Genomic DNA, 20616 nt, shown 5'->3' on the forward strand with positions numbered 1-20616 from the left:
CGCGTGTTGGGCGGATCGTACTCGGCCGTACGCCCCACGGGCAGTCCGGGTTCGCGCAGACGCGCCCGCGCCCCGCGGAGAGGCCCGGTTCACCCCGGTGCCACGAACCCCGACTCGTAGGCCGCGATCACCGCCTGGGTGCGATCGCGCGCCCCCAGCTTCAGCAGGACGGCGCTGACGTGCGACTTGACGGTCTCGGTGCCGACCACCAACCGCGCGGCGATCTCCGCGTTGGACAGGCCGCGCGCCATCAGCCGCAGCACCTCGGCCTCCCGCTCGGTCAGCCGGGCCCGCTCCAGCACGGCCCGGGCCGCCCGGTTGCCGCCCTCGTCGCCGTACCGGGCGGCGAGCTGCCGTACCGAGGCGGGGAACAGCAGCGACTCGCCCTCGGCGACCAGCCGCACCGCGTGCACGATCTCGGCCGGCCGGGCCCGCTTCAGCAGGAACCCGTCGGCCCCGGCCCGCAGCGCCTCGTACACGTACTCGTCGTTCTCGAACGTCGTCACCACGAGGATCTTCGGCGGCTCGTCGACCGTGCGCAGCACCGCGCGCGTGGCCTCGATCCCGTCCAGCAGGGGCATCCGTACGTCCATGGCGACCACGTCGGGCCGCAGTTGCCGCACGAGGGGGATGACCGCCGCCCCGTCCGCCGCCTCGCCGACCACCTCGATGTCCGGCTGCGCCTCCAGCACCGCCCGCAGACCGGCACGTACGAGGGGTTCGTCGTCGACGAGGAGAACGGTGACGGGCATCCCGCCAGCGTAGATCAGCGCAGCGGCAGCTCGGCATGCACCTGCCAGTCACCCCGGTCGGGTCCGGTGTGCGCGCTACCGCCGAGCAGGGCCGCCCGCTCGCGTATCCCGCGCAGTCCGCTGCCCCGCCCGGGGCCCGCTGTGTCGGCCGTCAGCGGATTGCGGACCTCCAGGGCCAGCGACTCGCCCGTGACCTCGACACGGACCCGGACCGGGACGGCCCCCGCGTGCCGCAGCACATTGGTCAGCGCCTCCTGGAGGATCCGGTAGCCCTCCCGCGAGACCGGTCCCGGCACGGTGTCCACCGGCCCGGTCAGCTCGGCGTCCACCTTCGCGCCGGACGCGCGCGCCGACTCCAGCAGCCGGCCGGCGTCCGTCAGGGTCGGGCGGCCGCTCACCGGCCGTTCGGACTCGCGCAGGACGCCGAGGACCCGCTCCAGGTCCTCCAGCGCGGCCCGGCCGGTCTCCTCGATGGCACCCAGCGCGCGGTCGGTGAAGGCCGGATCGCCGGCCGCCCGGGCGGCGCCCGCCTGGACGACGGCCACGGTCAGGGCGTGCCCGATGGAGTCGTGCAGCTCACGCGCGATGCGGGTGCGCTCCAGGAGCTGCTCGGTGCGCTCCTCCAGGGCGGCCAGGCGCTCGGCGGGGGAGGGGCCCAGCAGCCGGAGCGCGAGCGCGGTGACCAGCCGTCCCGAGACGGCCACCGTCGCCGCCAGCGCGGCCAACGGCAGGGGCGCGAGCAGGACATGCCACCACCGATGGCCGTCGAGGAGGATCAGCACACCCTCCTCGACGTCCCGGCCGAAGGCCGACGCCACCAGGTCCACCGAGCCGATGAGCAGGTGCACGCTGAGGATCGCCGTCACGATGCCGAGCAGCAGCCGCGCCTCCAACCAGACGACCAGCCGGCCCCGGTCGCTCCACGACACCGACGGCGCGACCACGATGTCGATGCTCTCGCTGTTGTGCCGGTGCCCGGTCAGCAGCAGCCTCGCCTGGAGCCCCTCCACGGTCCGCATCGCGGGCACCAGGCCGGCGGGCGCGAGCGTCACGGCAGCCACCGCCCAGGTCCACCACGCCTCCTCGACGAACATCCACATGGCCGGCCACACGACGGCGATGAACAGATGCAGCCATCGTGTGTACGTCACCGCCCGTCCGAACGGGCGCAGCAGGCGGACCATTTCGCCATCGTCGCAGCCGCCACCGACAACGAGCCTCCCCCGCACGGGGGAGACGATCTCCACGCGCGGGGGAGGCCCCGCCCCCCGGGCACCGGCCAGGCTGCTGCCATGACCAGCATCGAAGTCCGCGCCCTCACCAAGGAGTTCGGCACCCGACGAGCCGTGGACGACCTCACCTTCCGTGTCCTCCCCGGCCGTGTCACCGGCTTCCTCGGCCCCAACGGCGCCGGCAAGTCCACCACCATGCGGCTCGTCCTCGGCCTCGACCGCCCGACCTCCGGGACGGCCACGATCGGCGGCCGCGCCTACGCCACGCTCGACGAACCCCTGCGCCACGTGGGTGCCCTGCTCGACGCCCAGGCCGCGCACGGCTCCCGCACCGGCCGTGACCACCTGCGCACCCTCGCCGCGAGCAACCGCGTCCCCGACCGCCGGGTCGACGAGGTGCTGGAGCGGACCGGACTCGCAGCTGCCGCCCGGCGCCGCGTGAAGACCTACTCCCTGGGCATGCGGCAGCGGCTGGGCATCGCCGCCGCCCTGCTCGGCGACCCCGGCGTCATCATGCTCGACGAGCCCTCGAACGGCCTCGACCCCGAAGGCATCATCTGGATCCGCGAGCTGCTGCGCCGACTGGCCGCCGAGGGCCGCACGGTGCTGGTCTCCAGCCACCTCATGAACGAGACCGCGTCCTTCGCCGACCACCTCGTCGTCCTGGGCCGGGGGCGCCTGCTCGCCGACACCCCGATGCGGGAGTTCATCCACGCACGCGTGCAGCCCGGCGTCCGTGTCCGCACCACCGACCCGACCGCGCTCCGGAACGCCCTCGCCCGGCACGGCCACGACGCCGTGGAGCACGAGGACGGGCACTGGACCGTACGGCACGCACGCGTGGAGGAGATCGGCGTCCTCGCATCCTCCGCCGGCGTCCCCCTCCTCGAACTGACCGCCGAGGAGGCCACCTTGGAACAGGCCTACCTCGACCTCACGTCCGCCGAGACCGAGTTCACCGCACAGCCCCAGGAGGCCTGACATGCGCTTCGCACCCGTGCTCCACTCCGAGTGGCTGAAGATCCGTACGCTTCGCTCGCTCCTCGGCGCGCTGCTCGCCCTGTTCGCGGCGACCACCGCGTTCTCCGCGATCGCCGGGGTCTCCGAGACCTCCGACCCCGAGTTCGACCCGCTGTTCATGGCGCTGTCCGGGGTCGCACCCGGCCAGATCGCGGCCATCTCCTTCGGTGCCATGGCGGTGTCGTCGGAGTTCCACGGGGGTGGGCTCCGGCTGTCGCTGGCCGCGATGCCACGGCGGGGACGGTGGTTCGCGGCGAAGGCGACGGCCGTCGCCGTCCCCACGCTCGTGGTCGGTCTGGCGACCGCGCTCGCCGCCCTCCTCGCGGCCCGTGCCGGACTCGGCGGGGCGGCGAGCGGCCTGAGCACCGGGGAACAGGTGCGCGGTGTCGTCGGCTGCGGGATCTACCTCACCCTGATGGCGCTGCTGGCGGCCGGTCTCGCGGCGGTGCTGCGCAGCGGGGTGGCGGCGCTGTCGCTCCTGATCCCGTTCGTCCTGGTCGTCTCGTTCGTGATCGGCGACGTGGCTGGCGGGGTCACCGACTTCATGCCGGACCGGGCGGGACAGATCGTCCTGTACGAGACCCACGAGGGGCCTTTGGGACCGTGGACGGGACTCGCCGTGACCGCGGCCTGGGCGGCCGCCGCCCTGGTCACGGGGGCCTGGAGCGTGCGGCACCGGGACGCCTGACCCCCGTATCGCCTGACGCCCCGCCAAATGTCAGTGGCGGCCGGTTTACTGGATCACATGGACAGTGCGAAGTACCTCGCCGCGATCGACTCGCTGTGCGCCCGCGACCTGAGCGCGGCGGACGGCGAGCCGGTCCCCTACGGGGCGGGACCCGGTTACCGCATCGAGTCGTTAGAGGTGAGCCACGGGACACGGACCGGTGACGCGACGCTGCGCATGGCGGCCGTGGCGGACTTCTACGCCCTGAAAAGCTCCATAGCGCGGCAGTTGGACGACCGCTGGGGCAGGCAGCAGCCGCTCTGGGGGATGGGCACGCTCCGGGTGCACGGCGAGCGGGGGGACGAGATACCCGAACCCTGGGCCACGACGAGTTCCGTGGCGGACGACCTGGACCTGTGGCAGCCCCCGGGCTCGGACCGCTGGATCGCCCTGGGCGTGGGCTACCGGGACGAGACCGACGAGGTCCATGTCCTCGCCGTGGCCTCGGACATCGACCCGGTCTGACCCGCTAGCCCTGTTCGGCCGCCACCCGCAGCCGGGCGAACTCCTCGGCCATGGTCGCCGCGGTCCAGTGCGCGTTGAGGCCGCTCGGATTGGGCAGCACCCACACGCGCGATTCCCCGATCGTCCGCTCCTGCGGTCCGACCTTGGCCTTCTTGTCGTCGAAGGCCGCCCGGTAGGCGGTGACCCCCACCACGGCCAGCCAGCGGGGCTTGAGCCGCGCCACCTTCTCCGCCAGCAGCCGGCCGCCCTCGCGGTACTCCTCGGCGGTCAGCTCGTCCGCCCGCGCCGACGCCCGGGCCACGACATTGGTGATCCCGAGCCCGTAGGACAGCAACTCCTGCTGCTCCGACGGCTTCAGCAGCCTCGGCGTGAACCCGGACAGGTGCAGCACCGGCCAGAACCGGTTGCCCGGGCGGGCGAAGTGATGGCCCGTCGCGGCCGTCATCAGACCGGGGTTGATACCGCAGAACAGCACACGGAGACCGTCCGCGACCACGTCCGGCACCAGACGGTCGCGGGCGGCCTCCAACTCCTCGGGGGTGAAGCGCGTCATCGCGAGAAGCGTGTCAGAGGATCGCCCCGGGCGTGTAGCCCGCGGCCGCCGGGTGCTGCTTGACGATCTCCTCGATCCGGCCCACGACCACGGCGACCTGGTCGGCGGCGGCGCCCGTGAAGGACAGCTTGTCCGCCATCAGCGCGTCGAGCTGGGCCCGGTCGAGCGGGATGCGCTCGTCGGCGGCCAGCTTGTCGAGGAGTTCGTTGCGCTCGGCGCCCTGCTCACGCATCGCGAGGGCGGAGGCGACGGCGTTCTCCTTGATCGCCTCGTGCGCGACCTCACGGCCGACACCCGCGCGCACCGCGCCCATCAGCACCTTGGTGGTGGCGAGGAAGGGGAGGTAACGGTCGAGTTCGCGGGCGACGACGGCCGGGAAGGCGCCGAACTCGTCGAGCACCGTCAGGAACGTCTCCAGCAGACCGTCCAGCGCGAAGAACGCGTCCGGCAGCGCGACCCGGCGCACCACCGAGCAGGACACGTCGCCCTCGTTCCACTGGTCGCCCGCCAGCTCGCCGGTCATCGACGCGTAGCCGCGAAGAATCACCATCAGCCCGTTGACGCGCTCGCAGGAGCGGGTGTTCATCTTGTGCGGCATCGCGGAGGAGCCGACCTGGCCCGGCTTGAAGCCCTCGGTCACCAGCTCGTGCCCGGCCATCAGGCGGATCGTCTTCGCCAGCGAGGAGGGGGCCGCCGCCAGCTGCACCAGCGCGGTGACGACCTCGTAGTCCAGGGAGCGCGGGTAGACCTGGCCGACCGAGGTGAACGCCTGCGAGAAGCCCAGGTGACCGGCGATCCGCTGCTCCAGCTCCGCCAGCTTCGACGCGTCCCCGCCCAGCAGGTCCAGCATGTCCTGCGCGGTGCCGACCGGGCCCTTGATGCCGCGCAGCGGGTAGCGGCCGAGGAGCTCCTCGACCCGGCCGTACGCCACGAGCAGTTCGTCCGCGGCGGTCGCGAAGCGCTTGCCGAGGGTGGTGGCCTGCGCGGCCACGTTGTGCGAGCGGCCGGCCATGACCAGCTCGCCGTACTCGCCGGCCAGCTTGCCGAGGCGGGCCAGGACGGCCACGGTGCGGTCGCGGATCAGCTCCAGAGAGAGCCGGATCTGGAGCTGCTCGACGTTCTCCGTGAGGTCACGGGAGGTCATGCCCTTGTGGACCTGCTCGTGCCCGGCGAGGTCGTTGAACTCCTCGATCCGTGCCTTCACGTCGTGCCGCGTGACCTTCTCACGCTCGGCGACGGAGGCCAGGTCGACGGTGTCGAGGACCCGCTCGTAGTCGGCGAGGGCCTGCTCCGGGACCTCGATCCCGAGGTCCTTCTGGGCCCGCAGCACGGCGAGCCAGAGCTGGCGCTCGAGCCTCACCTTCTGCTCGGGCGACCAGAGCGTGGCGAGCTCGGCGGAGGCGTAGCGTCCGGCGAGGACGTTGGGGATGCGGGGCTTGGCGGGAGCGGAAGTCACGTGTACGGATTCTACTGGCGATTCGTGCAGGCCAGCGCCGGGGTGCCGTTCGTCGGAACCTACGAGAGCTCCTCCGCGAGCTCCGCCAGGACCTCGGCGTGGCACGGCTCGGGCGCACACCAGCAGGCCAGGGCCTTGCCGCGCAGGCCCGGCAGCAGGGCGAGCAGATCCGGCCGCCCCAGCAGATGCGCCCGGTACTTCGCCATCACCTCGGCCCGGGTGCCGTCCCGGCGGCGCGCGGGGGTGTCGTAGGCGAAGGGGTTGTACAGCGGGTGCTTCGGCAGGTCCCAGCCGCCCAGGGTCCAGCGGCGGCCGACGTAGACGAGGTCGGCGGGCGCGTGTTCCAGGCGGGGGCCGTACTCGTGGATACGGCCCCTGACGTTGACCACGCGCGTGTGCACGGCGTCCTCAGTGCTCGTAGGGCAGCAGGTCGGGCCGCTTGGGCGGCAGGCCGTCACCCGAGGAACGGCCGGTCAGCCGCCGTCCGATCCACGGGAGCAGGTGCTGCCGGGCGAAGCGGGCGTCGGCGATGCGCCGGGCGAGCCACCGCGGGGGGACCGTCGCCGGGATCGGCGTGCGCCACTCGGTGTCCTCGGGGTCGTAGCCGAGGGTCTGCCACACGGCCTCGGCGACGCGGCGATGGCCCTCGGCCGTCAGGTGCAGCCGGTCCACGTCCCACAGGCGCTGGTCGGAGAGCGAGGGGGCGCCGTACAGGTCGACGACGACCGCGCCGTGCCGGTCGGCGAGCTCGTCGACGACCGTGAAGAGCTCTTCCATGCGCGGCCGGAAACGCGCCTGGACCGGCCCCTGGCGGGCGGGGCTGCGCATCAGGACGAGCTGCTTGCAGGACGGGGCCAGCCGCTCCACGGCCTCCGTGAGCAGGTCGCGCACCCGGACCATGTCGCACTTCGGCCGCAGCGTGTCGTTGAGCCCGCCCACCAGCGTGATCACGTCGGCCTGCATCGCCGCCGCCACGTCGACCTGTTCGTCGACGATCTGCTTGATCAGCTTGCCGCGCACGGCCAGGTTGGCGTAGCGGAAGCCGGGCGTCACGGCGGCCATCCGGCCGGCGAGGAGGTCGGCCCAGCCGCGGTAGGTGCCGTCCGGCAGCAGGTCCGACATGCCCTCGGTGAAGGAGTCGCCGACCGCGACGAGGCTGGAGTAAGTGGGGTTCGTCTGCATGGCGGAAGAAATGGTAACCCGCTCACATACTTACCGGTCGGTGGGCTTGGACCCCCTCACACCTGCCGTCCGAACAGCTCCCGGAGCACGTCCTCCATGGTCACCAGTCCCGCGAGCCGCCCGTCCGTGCCGAGTACCGCGGCCAGGTGCGTCCGGCTGCGCCGCATGGCCGTCAGCACGTCGTCGAGCGGTGTGCTCTCCCGGATCCGTGCGATCGGACGCATGTCCCGCACCGGGAACGGCAGGTCCCGCGGTGAGGCGTCCAGTGCGTCCTTGACGTGCAGGTAGCCGACGATCCGCCGGCTCTCGTCCACCACCGGGAACCGGGAGAACCCGGTCTCGTTCGACAGTGCCTCCAACTGCTCCGGCGTGACGCCCACGCGCGCGTAGACGACCCCTTCCAGCGGCAGCACCACGTCCCGCACCGGCCGTCGCCCCAGCTCCAGCGCGTCGTGCAGCCGCTCCCGCGCGCGCTCGTCGATCAGGCCCGCCTCGCCGGAGTCCCGCACGATCCGCGCCAGCTCGGCGTCCGAGAACGTGGCCGTGACCTCGTCCTTGGTCTCCACGCGGAGCAGCTTCAGCAGGGCGTTCGCGAAGGCGTTGACCGCGAAGATCACCGGGCGCAGCCCGCGCGCCAGCGCGACCAGCGGCGGCCCCAGCAGCAGCGCGCTGCGCACCGGCTCCGCGAGCGCGATGTTCTTCGGGACCATCTCGCCGAGCAGCATGTGCAGATAGGTCGCCAGGGTCAGCGCGATCACGAAGGACACCGCGTGCCCCGCGCTCTCCGGCACCCCCACCGCGTGGAACACCGGCTCCAGCAGATGTGCGATCGCCGGCTCCGCGACCGCGCCCAGGACCAGCGTGCACAAGGTGATCCCGAGCTGCGCGGCCGCCAGCAGCGCGGAGACGTGCTCCAGACCCCACAGCACACCCTTCGCCCGCCGGTCGCCCTGTTCGGCGTACGGCTCGATCTGACTGCGCCGCACCGAGATCAGCGCGAACTCGGCCCCGACGAAGAACGCGTTCAGCACCAGCGTCGCGAGCCCGATCAACAACTGGACGAGGGTCATCGCGGGCTCCTCCGTGCACGGGCCGACCGGCCGACGGGCTCGATGCGGGCTTGCACGCGGGGCGGCCGATTACTGGACCGGATGCGGACCCGCCGGTACGGCGACGGGACCGCGGCCCTCGCGGAGTCCTCGCCCGGGGTCGTCTCCCGCGTCGCCGGGACGCCGGTCACCGCGAGGGGTGGCTGCGTGCCGGTGCCTGGCCGGGGTTTCTCGGGCGGTGGCCAGGGGGTGAGTCGGGCCAGCGTCCCCTGGAGCGGCGACCTGGTCGCGGGCTCAGCGGCGGCCTCGCCCGGAGGTGCCGGGACGGCCGGGGTCGTTTCCCGCGTCGCCGGGACGCCGGTCACCGCGAGCGGCTGCTGCGTGCCGCTGTCTGGCCGGGGTTTCTCGGGCAGTGGCCAGGGGGTGAGTGGGGGCAGGGTCTCGTGGTGCGACGACCTGGTCGCGGCCTCAGCGCCGGCCTCGCCCGTCGGCGCCTGTACGGCCGGGGTCGCCCCTCGCGTCGCCGGGACGCCGGTCACCGCGAGGGGTGGCTGCGTGCCGGTGCCTGGCCGGGGTTTCTCGGGCGGTGGCCAGGGGGTGAGTCGGGCCAGCGTCCCCTGGAGCGGCGACCTGGTCGCGGGCTCAGCGACGGCCTCGCCCCGGGGTGCCTGCACGGCCGGGGTCATCTCTCGCGACGCCGGGACGCCGGTCACCGCGAGGGGCGGCTGTCGTCGCCCGGGCGGGTGCGCGGCGCTGCCTGGCGGAGGTCCCTCTTGGAGCGGCCGTGCGGCGGGTCGGGTTCCGGTCTTCCCGTGCGGTGACCGGACGGCAACCGTCGCGTGGATCGCTCCCTCGGGCGCCCGTACGGCGGTCACCGCGCGAACCGCGGATCCCTCGACGGCACCCGTTCCGCGAACCTCCTCCCGTGGCCACAAGCCGGAACCCACCCCGCGAACCCCCTTCCACCTAACCGAAGTCATGAGTCGACCCCCTCCCCGTACCCGGCCAGGGGCGCGTGCAGCAGGACGCGGGCGGCTCTGCGGCCCTGGGCGTCGGTGACGTCGAGTTGCCAGCCGGAGACCCGGACCGAGTCGCCGGTGGCCGGGATCCTGCCGAGTTCCGTCGCCAGGAGGCCGGCCAGGGTCTCGTAGGGGCCCTCGGGCGCCCGCAGCCCCACGCGGGCGAGCTGGTCCATGCGGGCCGAACCGTCGGCGTGGAAGAGCTCCCTGCCCTCGTCGTCGGTGCCCGCGGGCGCGAGGTCGGGCGTCTCGTGCGGGTCGTGCTCGTCGCGCACCTCGCCGACGACCTCCTCGACGATGTCCTCCAGCGTGGCCACGCCCGCCGTACCGCCGTACTCGTCGATGACGACCGCCATCGTGCGCTTGCCGGAGAGCCGGTCCAGGAGCCGGTCCACGGTGAGCGACTCGGGCACGAGCAGCGGCTCGCGCAGCAGCTCGGCGACCGAGGCGCGGGGCCGGCGCTCGGCGGGGACCGCCAGGACGTCCTTGATGTGCGCGATGCCGACGACCGAGTCCAGGCTGCCGCGGTAGACGGGGAACCGGGACAGCCCGGTGGCGCGCGTCGCGTTCGCCACGTCCTCGCAGGTCGCCTGGACGTCCAGGGCGATCACCTGCACGCGCGGGGTCATCACGTTCTCCGCGGTCAGGTCCGCGAGGTTGAGGGTCCGTACGAACAGCTCGGCGGTGTCCGCCTCCAGCGCGCCCGCCCGCGCGGAGTGCCGGGCCAGCGCCGCCAGCTCCTGCGGCCCGCGCGCGGAGGCCAGCTCCTCGGCGGGCTCCAGGCCGAAGCGGCGCACCACCCGGTTGGCCGTGTTGTTGAGGTGGGTGATGAAGGGGCGGAAGGCCGCGCTGAACCAGCTCTGCGCGGTACCCACCCGCTTGGCCATGGCCAGCGGCGAGGAGATCGCCCAGTTCTTGGGCACCAGCTCGCCGACCACCATCAGGAAGACCGTCGACAGCGCGGTCCCCAGCACCAGCGCCAGCGACCGGGACGTGGACTCCGAGACCCCCAGCGCCTCCAGCGGCCCCGCGATCAGCGCGGCGATCGACGGTTCGGCGAGCATGCCGACGACCAGGTTGGTGACCGTGATCCCGAGCTGCGCCCCGGAAAGCTGGAACGTCAGACTCCGTACGGCTCTCAGGGCGCCGGACGCACCCCGCTCACCGCGCTCCGCCGCCCGCTCCAACTGCCCTCGCTCGACCGTGGTCAGCGAGAACTCCGCGGCCACGAAGGCACCGCAGGCCAGCGAGAGCAGGATCGCCACCAGCAGCAGGAGCACTTCGGTCATCGGGTCACCTCCGTCCCATGATCGGACAGGGTCCCCAGGATCGCCCGTCCTAGCCGGCGAGGGGCTTCACCCAGCGCCGCCACTTCTCCTCGGGCGCGTACCCCGCCGCGCGCCATGCGTGCTGTGCCGTCTCGTTGCGCACCAGCACCATCGCGTCCCCGCGCCGCCCGCCGAGCCGTACGAACCGCTCCTCCGCGGCCGTGAGCAGGGCCGTCCCGATGCCGCGCCGCCGGCGCTCCGGGTGCACCGCGAGCCGGTACAGGTGGCACCGCCAGCCGTCGAAGCCCGCGATCACCGTGCCGACGAGCTCGCCGTCGAGCTCGGCGAGGATCAGCGCCTCGGCGTCCCGCGCGACCAGCCGCTCCACGCCGTCCCGGTCGTCGCTGATGCTCGTCCCCTCGGCGGACCGCTTCCAGAAGGCCAGCACGCTGTCGAGGTCGTCGGGCGTCGCGGCCCGTATCCGCAGGTCGGTCATACGACGATCCCATCACGCCCGACGGCACGGCACCCGGAGTTCCAGCATTCGGGACGGCTACCGGCCGCGCAGCTCCGCCATCACCGGCGCGAACGCCTCCATGGATGCCTCCAGCACCGCCAGGTAGGTGAAGCCGTACCGCTCGCGCTGCGCCAGCACCTGCGCGACGATCTCCTCGACCGTGCCGATCAGGATGATGGGCAGGTCCAGGGCCTGCTGGAGGGTCAGGTCCGGAAACCGGTGCAGGAACGGGGCGGCGACGGCCTCGCGGTCCCCGGTGACGACGACCGTCTGGACGAGCAGGTTCAGTTCGGCCGGTTCCTTGCGCCCCTCGGCCAGTCGCCGGTAGCGGACGAGGCGTTCGTCGAGCTGCTCGGCGGTGGTCGGGATCAGCCTGCCGGCCGAGTCGCCCGGCACCAGGGTGGCCCCGGTGAAGGCCGCGATGTCCGCGTGCTCGGCGGACAGCTCCAGCATCCGGTTGCCTATGCCGCCGATCAGCAGGGGGACGCGGGGCCGCTGCACCGGCTGCGGCACATGGTCCGGCGAGGACAGCAGCCGCTCCAACTCCTCGACCGTGCGCCGGAGATGGTCCACGCGCTCGCCGGGCGAGCCGAAGGGCAGCCCCGCCCGGTCGTGCTCGGACTGCACATAGCCGGTGCCCAGGCCCAGTTCGAGGCGGCCGCCGGTCAGCGCGTCCACCGTGGCCACCTCGCGGGCGAGCAACGCCGGGTTCCAGAAGCCCGCGTTGAGGACGAACGTGCCCAGCCGCGGCCGCTCGGTGACCTCCGCCGCCGCGACCAGCGCCGGGAACGGCGCGATCTTGCCGAGATGGTCGGGGACCAGGATCACGTCGTAGCCGAGTTCCTCGGCCCGGCGGCACTTGGCGCGCCAGTCGGCGTCGGTGGCGGCCGCGGTCAGATTGACGGCGAAGCGAAAGGCGCGGGGCATGAACTCTCCTCAGCGGCAAGCGACTTGAGCTGTCTGCCCCGCGATTGCATCACTCGTGGGCGATCGCCGCCAGTACGTTCATCCGGGAGGCGCGCAGCGCGGGCAGCAGTGCCGCCACGATGCCCACCACCGCCGAGCCGACGACGACCGCCACGATCGTGCCCCAGGGGATGGCCAGCGCGTTCATGCCCTGGAGCGCCAGCACCTGCTGGGTGCACACGCCCCACACAAGGCCGAGAGCGAGTCCCAGCACCGCGCCGAACACCGCGATCACCACCGACTCCAGCCGGATCATCCGGCGCAGTTGCCGCCGGGCGAGCCCGATGGCGCGCAGCAGCCCGATCTCCCGGGTGCGTTCCACGACCGACAGGGCGAGGGTGTTGACCACGCCGAGCACCGCGATGACGATCGCGAGCCCGAGGAGCGCGTACACGAGGTAGAGCAGGACGGCGATCTGGTCGTGGACCAGGTCCTTGTAGTCGGCCAGGTCGCGCACCTGGACCTGCGGATACCGGTCGAGCGTCTTCTCCAGCTCCGCGCGCAGCCGGTCGGCGCCGGTGCCGGGGGCCGCGTTGACGTACAGCGCGGAGTCCTGGCCGCCCCGCGCGAACCGCTCCAGCGTGCCCAGGCCGAAGTAGATGCCGCCCTGCGTCCCGAACCCGTCCGCCGAGTCCTGGTCGGTGAGGGCGCCCACGGTCAGTTCGGTCCGGCGTCCGCCCTGGAACTCGACCGGGATCCTGCTGCCGACCCGCACGCCGTGGTCGCGCGCGAAGTCCACGTCCATGCCCAGGTGCCCGGACGCGAGCGCGGCCGCGGTGTCCCCTTGCGCGTAGGTGATGTGCGCGACCTCGTCGAGCCGCGGGTCGTACCCGGCGGCGGTGGTCTCGACCCGCTTGCCGTCCGGCAGCCGTACGGCGACGGGCGCGAACCGCGACCGTACGACGAGCCCGGCGCCCTCGGTGCCGCGGACCGCGTCCGTGACCTCCTGCGGGAACGGCAGGAAGTTGCCGTTCTGTACGACGAAGTCGGCGCCGAGGGTCTTGTCGATCTGGTCGTCGAAGGACCTGGACATGGAGGCGCTCGCCACCGACATCCCGCCGACCAGGGCGAGGCCGACCATCAGGGCGGCCGCGGTGGCGCCGGTGCGGCGCGGGTTGCGCAGGGCGTTGCGCTGGCTCATCCGCCCGACCGGACCGAACAGGGCCGGGAAGGCGCCGCCCAGCACCCGGATCACCGGACGCACCAGCAGCGGGCCCGCGATGACGGTGGCCAGGAGCGTCAGCACGACGCCGAGACCGAGGAGGGAGGCGGCGGAGGCCGTCCGCGTCGCGAGCGCGCATCCGACGAGCGCGGCCGCGCCCGCCGCGCCGACCAGGCCGCCCACGATCGCCCGGACCCGGAGCGGCCGTCCGGTCCCGGCGATCTCGGCGTCCGCGAGGGCCGCCATGGGGGAGACGCCCGCTGCTCGGCGGGCCGGGAGGTAGGCCGCGACGAAGGTGACGCCCACGCCGACGACGTACGCGGCAACGGGTGTGCCCCAGCCGATGACCATCTCGCCGGTCCGGATGTTCATGCCGAAGGCGTTCATGAGCGCGATGAGCCCGACGGCGAGCCCGATGCCCGTGCCGAGCCCGACCGTGGAGCCGACCAGGCCGAGCAGCGTGGCCTCGGTGAGCACCGAGCGGCGGACCTGGCGCCGGTCGGCGCCGAGCGCGCGCAACAGGCCCAGCTCACGGGTGCGTTGGGCGATCAGCATGGAGAAGGTGTTGACGATCAGGAAGACGCCGACCAGGACGGCGATGCCCGCGAAGCCGAGCATGACGTACTTGATGACGTCGAGGAATCCGCCCAGTTGGTCGAGGTCCGACTTCGCCTGTTCGTCGGCGGTCCGGTACTCGTAGCTGCCCGTGCCGAGCGCGGCGGCCACCCGCTGCTTGAGCTGGTCGTCGCTGACGCCCTCGGCGGCGTCGACCGAGATGCTGGTGGCGGCCTCCGCGGAGCCGAGCAGCTTGGTCTGCGCCGTCGGAGGGTCGAGGTAGAGCAGGGTGGCGCCGGGGTTGGTGGTGGTGAAGGTGACGAGGCCGACGATCCGCACCTTGAAGGAGCCCGGCGCCGCGATGACGGTGAGCGGGTCGCCGATGCGCAGGTTCCTGCGGTCGGCGGTCTCCGAGTCGATCAGGGCCTCGGCCGGGCCGTGCGGGGCGTGGCCGGAGGTGAGCTCCACCGGGCTGCGCGAGGTCGGGTTCCAGTCGGTGCCGATGGTGGGGGCGCCGGTGGTGGAGCCCACCGACTCGTTCTCGGCGTCGGCGACGGTGATCCCGTCCTCCTCGGCGTCGAAGCGTGCCCCGCCGACGCCGTCGAGGCGGGCGACCCGGTCGGCGAGCGCGGCCGGCAGGGTGGCCGTCGCGCCGGACGGGATGGCCTCGCTCAGGTCCTCCTTCGGGCTGATCGTGAGGTCCGGAGCGGTGGTGGCGAAGAGGCGGTCGAAGGTGCGGTTCAGGGTGTCGGAGAAGATCAGGCTGCCGGAGACGAACGCCACGGAAAGGACCACGGCCAGCGCGGAGAGCAGCAGCCGTCCCTTGTGGGCGAGGAAGCTGCGCAGTGTCGCCTTCAGCACGGGGTCATCCCTCGTCGGGGTCGTCGCCGGACTGACCGCGGATCACGTCGAACCGTTTCATGCGCTCCAGCACGGCCTCCGCGGTGGGCCGCTCCATGCGGTCCACGATCCGTCCGTCCCCGAGGAAGAGCACCAGGTCGGAGTGGGCGGCCGCGCCGGGGTCGTGGGTGACCATGACGACGGTCTGCCCGAGCTGGTCGACGGCCTCGCGCAGGAAGCCGAGGACCTCCAGACCCGCCCGTGAGTCGAGGTTCCCGGTCGGCTCGTCCGCGAAGATCAGCTCGGGCCGGGAGGCCAGCGCGCGGGCGCACGCGACGCGCTGCTGCTGACCCCCGGAGAGCTGCGAGGGCCGGTGCTTGAGGCGGTCCCGCAGGCCCAGGGTGTCGATGACCTGGTCCAGCCACTTCTCGTCGGGCTTCTTGCCGGCGATGTCCATGGGCAGGGTGATGTTCTCGGCCGCGTTCAGCGTCGGGATCAGGTTGAACGACTGGAACATGAACCCGATCCGGTCCCGGCGCAGCCGGGTCAGCTCGCGCTCCTTGAGCCCGGTGATCTCGGTGCCGCCGAGCCACACCTGGCCGGCCGAGACGGTGTCGAGCCCCGCCAGGCAGTGCATCAGGGTGGACTTGCCGGAGCCCGAGGGGCCCATGACCGCGGTGAAGCGGCCCCGCGCGATGTCCACGTCCACCGAGTCCAGGGCGAGGACGGCCGTCTCGCCCGAGCCGTACGCCTTGGTGAGACCGCGGGCGCGGGCCGCGATCGCCTCGGCCGGGGCGGTGCCTGGTGCTTCCTCCGCAGCGGTTGCCATGGGCAGAGGGTAGTGTGACCCGGCCCACACTCGATATCCCTCTTGCGGTCGATGCGGCCTCCACCCCAGGTCGGGCCCCCGATGCCCGTGTAAGGGACACCCGCCTCGGTGGCCCGGAGTGGCCCGGTGGCCGACGGCCCGGTCGTCCGCGGTGAAGGCCCCACTTGCCAGTGCTAGCGGTTCGGCGCTAGCTTCGAGGTATGGCGAAGACCCAGTTGAACGTGCGGGTGGACGAGGGCACCGCCCGTGCCGCCCGTGAACGCGCCCTCGCCCGAGGCGTCAGCGTCAACCGCTACATCGAGGAACTGGTCATGAAGGACACCGGCGAGGCGGGCCAGGCCTTCGTGGAGGCCGCCGCCGATTTCATGAAGCAGTACGAATCCGTCTTCGCGGAGGAGTTCGGCAAGGAGAGCAAGGAACACGAGGGTCGTTGAGCGATCTGCACATCGATCTCGCCTGGCTCCTGATGCTCGCTGAGCAGAAGACCCCGGGCGATCCCCAGGTCACCGACTGGGGCGCCCTGGTCGCCGCCGTGGCCCGCCACCAGGCCGAGATCTTCGACATCCCCGTCTACGACAACCCGCACCTGCGCGCCGCGGCGCTGCTGCAACTCCTCATCCACGTCCCGGCGTTGGAGCGCACCAACGCGCTCTTCGCCTGCGCGGTCGGGTACGCCTACCTCGTCGCGAGCGGACTCCGGGTGGTCACCTCGCCCGAACTGGTCCGGGACCTCGCCAAGGTGGCCAAGAAGGGCGACGCCTCGGTCCACGACATCGCGCGCGAGCTGCGCAGATGGACCCTCTGATCAGCGTTCCTCCAGCGGCGGCCGCCAGGCGGTGCCCAGTACGCAGAAGGACGTGGGCAGCGCCGGACCCTTCTCCGGCATCGACACCCGCCGGTAGGGGCCGAGTTCGAAACCGGCGTCCCGCAGCGCCCCGACGGGGTCCCGGCCCAGATGGCAGCCGCCGCTCAGCGGGGGCCACAGGGTGCGGTCCAGGGCGCGCTGGGTGAAGCGCATGGCCGGGCCGCCGCCCCTGCCGTGCTCGAAGAACCGCACGACCCCGCCGGGCCGCAGCACCCGGCGCACCTCGCCGAGCGCGCGCGGCACATCGCGCACACTGCACAGCACCAGCGAGATCACCACGGCGTCGAAGGCCTCGCTCTTGACGGGCAGCGCCTCCGCGGCACCGGGCACCACGTCGACCGGCACCTCGCAGCGCAGGGCGGCCTCCACCGCCAACTGCCGCAGCCTGCGCTCCGGTTCGATCGCCACAACCTCGGAGACCGCGCCGGGGTAGTGCGAGAAGTTCAGGCCGTTGCCCGCGCCGATCTCGATCACCCGGCCGGACAGCCCGGCGAGCAGCCGCTCGCGCACCCCGGCCATGCCCATCCGGGTCTCGGCGGCGACGCTGACCCGCGCGTAGTACCGGGCGAAGAGCGGGTGGTGGACGGGATCCCGGGACACCTTGCCGGTACCGGCGGACCGTAGCGGCATGACAGCCTCCCTCGCAGAGGACGGGTCCTACCGTGATTGTCCCCCGCGCGACCGCGCCGCACCCCCCTCGGGCACCCACCGCACGAAGGTGCGCACGTGTCGGTGGACGCCGTGGCCGTCGTACATGTAGGCAGAGCTGCTGTCCGGCAGCGCCTTGCGCGACTTCGCTCTGCGCCGACTGCGCGCGCATCCGGTCGAACGCCTCACCGTGCGCACGACCGACCACCGTCCGCGAGCCGTCTTCACCCGGCTGGGCAACCGCTCCCGCGTCGAGCCGGTGCGGCTCGACGCGGACAGCGAGGTGCCCTGCGGGATGCTCAGGGCGCCTCGCGCACCCCGAACGCCGCCGCGTCCCAGGTTCCGCCCAGCTCCGGGGCCAGCCAACCCGGTGCTCCGGCACGGAAGTCGGCGGGCGGCAACCCGCCCGCACCGGCCGGCACGGCAGCGAGCAGCGGAGCCCCGGACACCTCCGGGAGATCCGCGAGGTTGCAACGCGAGGCGAGGTCGGGGGAGTCGGGCCAGCTGCCGATCACCACGCCCGCGAAGTCCAGTTCGCGGCGGCGGAGTTCACGGGCCGTCAGCTCGGTGGTGTTGAGCGTGCCCAGACCGGCCGGCGCCACCACCAGGACCGGCGCCCGCAGCAGCTCCGCCGCGTCGGCCAGCGTCCCGCCCTCGTCGTCGAAGCGGACGAGCAGGCCGCCCGCCCCCTCCACCAGCACCAGGTCGTGCCCGGCGGCCAGCTTGGCGGCGGCCTCGGCGACCTCCCGCGGGCGCACCGGCTCGCGGGCGGCCCGGCGCGCGGCGGTCGCCGGGGCCAACGGCTCGGGGTAGCGGGCGAGTTCGGCCTTCGTCACGGCACCCGCGAGTCGGGCCACTTCGTCGGCGTCCCCGGCCTCGTCCGGCCCTACGCCGGTCTGCGCGGCCTTCAGGACGGCGACCGTCCGTCCGGCGGCGAGCGCGGTCGCGGCGACGGCGGCCGTGGTGACCGTCTTGCCGACCTCCGTGCCCGTGCCCGTGATCACCAGTACCGGCATGTCATCCCTCCCGTGCGGCGGCACACACCGCACGCGTGATCCGTGCCACGTCCTCGTCGCCCGTGACGTACGGCGGCATCGTGTAGACGAGGTCGCGGAACGGCCGCAGCCACACGCCCTCGCGCACGGCCGCCTCCGTCGCGGCCCTCATGTCGACGTCGTGGTCCAGTTGCACGACCCCGACGGCGCCGAGAACCCGTACGTCCTTCACTCCCGGCAGCTCACCGGCCGGCGCCAGCCCCTCCCGCAGCCCCGCCTCGATCCGCTTGACCTCCGTGAGCCAGTCCTGTCCGAGCAGCAGCCCGATCGAGGCACAGGCCACCGACGCGGCCAGCGGGTTGCCCATGAAGGTGGGGCCGTGGGCGAGCACCGGGACCTCGCCCCGCGAGATGCCGTCGGCCACCCGGGGCGTGCACAGGGTCGCCGCCATCGTCAGGTATCCGCCGGTCAGCGCCTTGCCCACGCACATCACGTCCGGCGTCACCGCGGCGTGGTCCGCTGCGAACAGGGCGCCCGTACGGCCGAATCCCGTCGCGATCTCGTCGAACACCAGCAGCACGTCGTGCGCGTCGCACGCCTCTCGCAGCACCCGCAGATACGCGGGGGAGTGGAACCGCATCCCGCCCGCGCCCTGCACCACCGGCTCCACGATCACCGCGGCCAGCTCGTCCGCGTGCCGCGCGATCGCCTCGCGCAGTCGATCGGCGTACGACTCCTCGTACTCGGCCGGGGGCGCGTCCACGAACACCTGGCGGGGCAGGACCCCGGACCACAGCTCGTGCATCCCGCCCTCGGGGTCGCACACCGACATGGGCTGCCAGGTGTCGCCGTGATAGCCGCCGCGCCAGGTCAGCAGCCGCTGCTTGCCGGTGCGGCCCAGGGAGCGCCAGTACTGGAGGCACATCTTCACCGCGACCTCGACCGACACCGACCCCGAGTCGGCGAGGAAGACATGCTCGAGACCATTTGGGGACATGTCGACAAGGAGCTTCGCGAGCCGGACGGCGGGCTCGTGGGTGAGCCCGCCGAACATCACGTGGCTCATCCGCCCGAGCTGCTCGCGCGCGGCCTCGTTCAGCACCGGGTGGTTGTAGCCGTGGATCGCCGACCACCAGGAGGACATCCCGTCGACCAGCTCGGCACCCCCGGCGATCCGCAACCGGACCCCGCTCGCCGACTCCACGACGAGCGGGTCGGTCCGGCCGGGCATCGGACCGTACGGATGCCACACGTGCCGCCGGTCGAGCGCCAAGAGTTCCGGCACCGGCAGGCCGGGCAGCTCAGGCATTGGGCGCGAGATCCGTTCCGGCGCCCCGGCGGCGTACGGCGACGAGGTCGGTCCGGGCCTCGTTGGCCGGGGCGGCCGCAGCCGTCGTACCGCAGACCCCGCCGCCCTCGTGCGACCCGCAGCCCGCGTTCTCGTGGCAGCCGCCGCCCACCCGGTGCTCCGGCAGGGTGACCTGGTCCGCGCCCTCCACCTCGAAACCGGCGTCCGCGATCATCTCCAGGTCGGCCTTGCCCGCCTGACCCTCGGTGGTGAGGTAGTCGCCGAGGAAGATCGAGTTGGCGAGGTGCAGGGCCAGGGGCTGCATCGTGCGCAGATGGACCTCGCGGCCGCCCGCGATGCGGACCTCGACGTCCGGGCAGACGAAGCGGACCATCGCCAGGATGCGCAGACAGCGCTGCGGGGTGAGGTTCCACTCCTTGGCCAGCGGGGTGCCCTCGACGGGGATCAGGAAGTTGACCGGGACTGAGTCGGGGTCCAGCTCGCGCAGGGAGTAGACGACGTCGACGAGGTCCTCGTCCGACTCGCCCATGCCCGCGATGAGGCCCGAGCAGGCGGACAGACCGGCCGCGTGCGCCTTGTTCACGGTGTCGACCCGGTCGGCGTAGGTGTGGGTGGTCGTGATGTCGCCGTAGGTCGACTCGGACGTGTTGAGGTTGTGGTTGTAGGCGTCCGCGCCCGCCTCGCGCAGCCGCTCGGCCTGGCCGTCGGAGAGCAGACCGAGGCAGGCGCACACCTCGACGCCCTCGTTCTGCTCCTTGATCGCCTTGATGGTGCCCGCGACCCGGTCCACGTCACGGTCGGTCGGACCGCGTCCGCTGGCCACCAGGCAGACCCGCTTGGCGCCGCCGGCGAGGCCCGCTGCCGCGGCCTGGGAGGCCTGCTCGGGCTTGAGCCAGGTGTACTTCAGGATGCCCGTCGAGGAACCGAGCCGCTGGGAGCAGTAGGAGCAGTCCTCGGGGCACAGTCCGGACTTCAGGTTGACGAGGTAGTTGAGTTTCACCCGGCGCCCGAACCAGTGCCGGCGCACCTTTCCGGCCGCGGCCACCACGTCGAGCAGGTCGTCGTCGGAGGTGGCCAGCACGGCCAGCGCCTCCTCGCGGGTCGGCAGCTCGCGCCGAAGCCCCTTGTCCACCAGCGTGTTCAGCAGGTCCATGAGAGCCGATCCTGTCCTACGGACCCGCTTCCGGCCAAGGTAGGGATCGCACAA

At 72.9% G+C, this 20616-nt stretch carries 21 protein-coding genes; 5 read left to right on the forward strand and 16 right to left on the reverse strand.

Features of this window, described 5'->3' with window-relative positions; translation table 11 throughout:
* Positions 1–89: 89 nt before the first annotated feature.
* Positions 90–752 (reverse strand): response regulator transcription factor, encoded by a 663-nt coding sequence (locus AOJ26_RS08790; RefSeq protein ID WP_053847641.1) that lies wholly within the window; start codon positions 750–752, stop codon positions 90–92.
* 14 nt (positions 753–766) lie between these two features.
* Complete coding sequence (locus tag AOJ26_RS08795; RefSeq protein WP_053847642.1) at positions 767–1936, reverse strand: sensor histidine kinase; 1170 nt, start codon at positions 1934–1936, stop codon at positions 767–769.
* Between the two features lie 108 nt (positions 1937–2044).
* Here AOJ26_RS08795 and AOJ26_RS08800 point away from each other — a divergent pair, with 108 nt between their 5' ends.
* From AOJ26_RS08800 to AOJ26_RS08810, 3 genes are read left to right on the forward strand one after another with little or no spacing between them, the layout of a single operon-like run.
* Positions 2045–2965, forward strand: coding sequence for an ABC transporter ATP-binding protein (locus AOJ26_RS08800; RefSeq protein ID WP_053847643.1), 921 nt, complete (start codon positions 2045–2047; stop codon positions 2963–2965).
* 1 nt (position 2966) lies between these two features.
* Positions 2967–3692 carry an ABC transporter permease gene (locus AOJ26_RS08805; RefSeq protein WP_053847644.1) on the forward strand — a complete coding sequence of 242 codons (726 nt, stop codon included), beginning with the start codon at positions 2967–2969 and terminating at the stop codon, positions 3690–3692.
* 57 nt (positions 3693–3749) lie between these two features.
* Complete coding sequence (locus AOJ26_RS08810; RefSeq protein ID WP_053847689.1) at positions 3750–4196, forward strand: hypothetical protein; 447 nt, start codon at positions 3750–3752, stop codon at positions 4194–4196.
* A 4-nt stretch (positions 4197–4200) separates the two neighbouring features.
* Here the strand turns inward: AOJ26_RS08810 and mug are convergent, their stop codons facing one another.
* The 10 genes from mug to AOJ26_RS08860 all read right to left on the reverse strand — a co-directional run bounded on the left by mug (position 4201) and on the right by AOJ26_RS08860 (position 15592).
* Positions 4201–4749, reverse strand: a complete 549-nt coding sequence (mug, locus tag AOJ26_RS08815) for a G/U mismatch-specific DNA glycosylase (RefSeq protein WP_053847645.1) — start codon at positions 4747–4749, stop codon at positions 4201–4203.
* A gap of 13 nt (positions 4750–4762) precedes the next feature.
* Positions 4763–6205, reverse strand: a complete 1443-nt coding sequence (gene purB, locus AOJ26_RS08820) for an adenylosuccinate lyase (RefSeq protein WP_053847646.1) — start codon at positions 6203–6205, stop codon at positions 4763–4765.
* 59 nt (positions 6206–6264) lie between these two features.
* The gene (locus AOJ26_RS08825) at positions 6265–6606 is read right to left on the reverse strand and encodes a DUF4326 domain-containing protein (protein WP_053847647.1); all 342 of its coding nucleotides are present in this window, start codon (positions 6604–6606) and stop codon (positions 6265–6267) included.
* A 7-nt stretch (positions 6607–6613) separates the two neighbouring features.
* On the reverse strand, positions 6614–7387 hold the full coding sequence (locus AOJ26_RS08830) for an SGNH/GDSL hydrolase family protein (protein ID WP_053847648.1): 774 nt from the start codon (positions 7385–7387) through the stop codon (positions 6614–6616).
* Between the two features lie 56 nt (positions 7388–7443).
* The gene (locus tag AOJ26_RS08835; RefSeq protein WP_053847649.1) at positions 7444–8457 is read right to left on the reverse strand and encodes a hemolysin family protein; all 1014 of its coding nucleotides are present in this window, start codon (positions 8455–8457) and stop codon (positions 7444–7446) included.
* Between the two features lie 955 nt (positions 8458–9412).
* On the reverse strand, positions 9413–10744 hold the full coding sequence (locus AOJ26_RS08840; RefSeq protein ID WP_053847650.1) for a hemolysin family protein: 1332 nt from the start codon (positions 10742–10744) through the stop codon (positions 9413–9415).
* 49 nt (positions 10745–10793) lie between these two features.
* Positions 10794–11219 carry a GNAT family N-acetyltransferase gene (locus tag AOJ26_RS08845; RefSeq protein WP_053847651.1) on the reverse strand — a complete coding sequence of 142 codons (426 nt, stop codon included), beginning with the start codon at positions 11217–11219 and terminating at the stop codon, positions 10794–10796.
* 57 nt (positions 11220–11276) lie between these two features.
* Positions 11277–12167, reverse strand: coding sequence for an LLM class F420-dependent oxidoreductase (locus AOJ26_RS08850; protein WP_053847652.1), 891 nt, complete (start codon positions 12165–12167; stop codon positions 11277–11279).
* A 49-nt stretch (positions 12168–12216) separates the two neighbouring features.
* On the reverse strand, positions 12217–14784 hold the full coding sequence (locus AOJ26_RS08855) for an ABC transporter permease (protein WP_053847653.1): 2568 nt from the start codon (positions 14782–14784) through the stop codon (positions 12217–12219).
* 4 nt (positions 14785–14788) lie between these two features.
* Positions 14789–15592, reverse strand: coding sequence for an ABC transporter ATP-binding protein (locus AOJ26_RS08860; RefSeq protein WP_053847654.1), 804 nt, complete (start codon positions 15590–15592; stop codon positions 14789–14791).
* Positions 15593–15792: 200 nt separating this feature from the next.
* Between AOJ26_RS08860 and AOJ26_RS08865 the strand changes: the two genes are divergently transcribed.
* Positions 15793–16026 (forward strand): antitoxin, encoded by a 234-nt coding sequence (locus tag AOJ26_RS08865; protein ID WP_053847655.1) that lies wholly within the window; start codon positions 15793–15795, stop codon positions 16024–16026.
* Positions 16023–16397 (forward strand): hypothetical protein, encoded by a 375-nt coding sequence (locus AOJ26_RS08870; RefSeq protein WP_053847656.1) that lies wholly within the window; start codon positions 16023–16025, stop codon positions 16395–16397. The genes AOJ26_RS08865 and AOJ26_RS08870 overlap by 4 nt, the downstream gene beginning before the upstream one ends.
* Here AOJ26_RS08870 and AOJ26_RS08875 read toward each other — a convergent pair whose 3' ends face one another.
* From AOJ26_RS08875 to bioB, 4 genes are all read right to left on the reverse strand, one after another.
* Positions 16398–17087: a class I SAM-dependent methyltransferase gene (locus AOJ26_RS08875; RefSeq protein WP_053847657.1), complete on the reverse strand. Its 690-nt coding sequence runs from the start codon at positions 17085–17087 to the stop codon at positions 16398–16400.
* Positions 17088–17404: 317 nt separating this feature from the next.
* On the reverse strand, positions 17405–18121 hold the full coding sequence (gene bioD, locus AOJ26_RS08880) for a dethiobiotin synthase (protein WP_053847658.1): 717 nt from the start codon (positions 18119–18121) through the stop codon (positions 17405–17407).
* A gap of 1 nt (position 18122) precedes the next feature.
* Positions 18123–19409, reverse strand: coding sequence for an adenosylmethionine--8-amino-7-oxononanoate transaminase (locus tag AOJ26_RS08885; protein WP_086723696.1), 1287 nt, complete (start codon positions 19407–19409; stop codon positions 18123–18125).
* Positions 19402–20562, reverse strand: a complete 1161-nt coding sequence (gene bioB, locus AOJ26_RS08890; protein WP_053847659.1) for a biotin synthase BioB — start codon at positions 20560–20562, stop codon at positions 19402–19404. Before bioB ends, AOJ26_RS08885 begins: the two co-directional genes overlap by 8 nt.
* Between the last annotated feature and the right edge of the window lie 54 nt (positions 20563–20616).

This window comes from Streptomyces sp. NRRL B-24085 (assembly GCF_001282115.1).
Taxonomy (GTDB): Bacteria; Actinomycetota; Actinomycetes; order Streptomycetales; family Streptomycetaceae; genus Streptomyces.

Bases quoted from the DNA above. Each gene is read 5' to 3' on its own strand.
- AOJ26_RS08875 (WP_053847657.1), bottom strand. From the start codon at position 17,087: ATGCCGCTACGGTCCGCCGGTACCGGCAAGGTGTCCCGGGATCCCGTC.
- bioB (WP_053847659.1), bottom strand. From the start codon at position 20,562: ATGGACCTGCTGAACACGCTGGTGGACAAGGGGCTTCGGCGCGAGCTG.
- AOJ26_RS08840 (WP_053847650.1), bottom strand. From the start codon at position 10,744: ATGACCGAAGTGCTCCTGCTGCTGGTGGCGATCCTGCTCTCGCTGGCC.
- AOJ26_RS08835 (WP_053847649.1), bottom strand. From the start codon at position 8,457: ATGACCCTCGTCCAGTTGTTGATCGGGCTCGCGACGCTGGTGCTGAAC.
- AOJ26_RS08790 (WP_053847641.1), bottom strand. From the start codon at position 752: ATGCCCGTCACCGTTCTCCTCGTCGACGACGAACCCCTCGTACGTGCC.
- AOJ26_RS08795 (WP_053847642.1), bottom strand. From the start codon at position 1,936: ATGGTCCGCCTGCTGCGCCCGTTCGGACGGGCGGTGACGTACACACGA.
- AOJ26_RS08885 (WP_086723696.1), bottom strand. From the start codon at position 19,409: ATGCCTGAGCTGCCCGGCCTGCCGGTGCCGGAACTCTTGGCGCTCGAC.
- bioD (WP_053847658.1), bottom strand. From the start codon at position 18,121: ATGCCGGTACTGGTGATCACGGGCACGGGCACGGAGGTCGGCAAGACG.
- AOJ26_RS08830 (WP_053847648.1), bottom strand. From the start codon at position 7,387: ATGCAGACGAACCCCACTTACTCCAGCCTCGTCGCGGTCGGCGACTCC.
- AOJ26_RS08860 (WP_053847654.1), bottom strand. From the start codon at position 15,592: ATGGCAACCGCTGCGGAGGAAGCACCAGGCACCGCCCCGGCCGAGGCG.
- AOJ26_RS08845 (WP_053847651.1), bottom strand. From the start codon at position 11,219: ATGACCGACCTGCGGATACGGGCCGCGACGCCCGACGACCTCGACAGC.
- AOJ26_RS08865 (WP_053847655.1), top strand. From the start codon at position 15,793: ATGGCGAAGACCCAGTTGAACGTGCGGGTGGACGAGGGCACCGCCCGT.
- mug (WP_053847645.1), bottom strand. From the start codon at position 4,749: ATGACGCGCTTCACCCCCGAGGAGTTGGAGGCCGCCCGCGACCGTCTG.
- AOJ26_RS08810 (WP_053847689.1), top strand. From the start codon at position 3,750: ATGGACAGTGCGAAGTACCTCGCCGCGATCGACTCGCTGTGCGCCCGC.
- AOJ26_RS08800 (WP_053847643.1), top strand. From the start codon at position 2,045: ATGACCAGCATCGAAGTCCGCGCCCTCACCAAGGAGTTCGGCACCCGA.
- AOJ26_RS08850 (WP_053847652.1), bottom strand. From the start codon at position 12,167: ATGCCCCGCGCCTTTCGCTTCGCCGTCAATCTGACCGCGGCCGCCACC.
- AOJ26_RS08805 (WP_053847644.1), top strand. From the start codon at position 2,967: ATGCGCTTCGCACCCGTGCTCCACTCCGAGTGGCTGAAGATCCGTACG.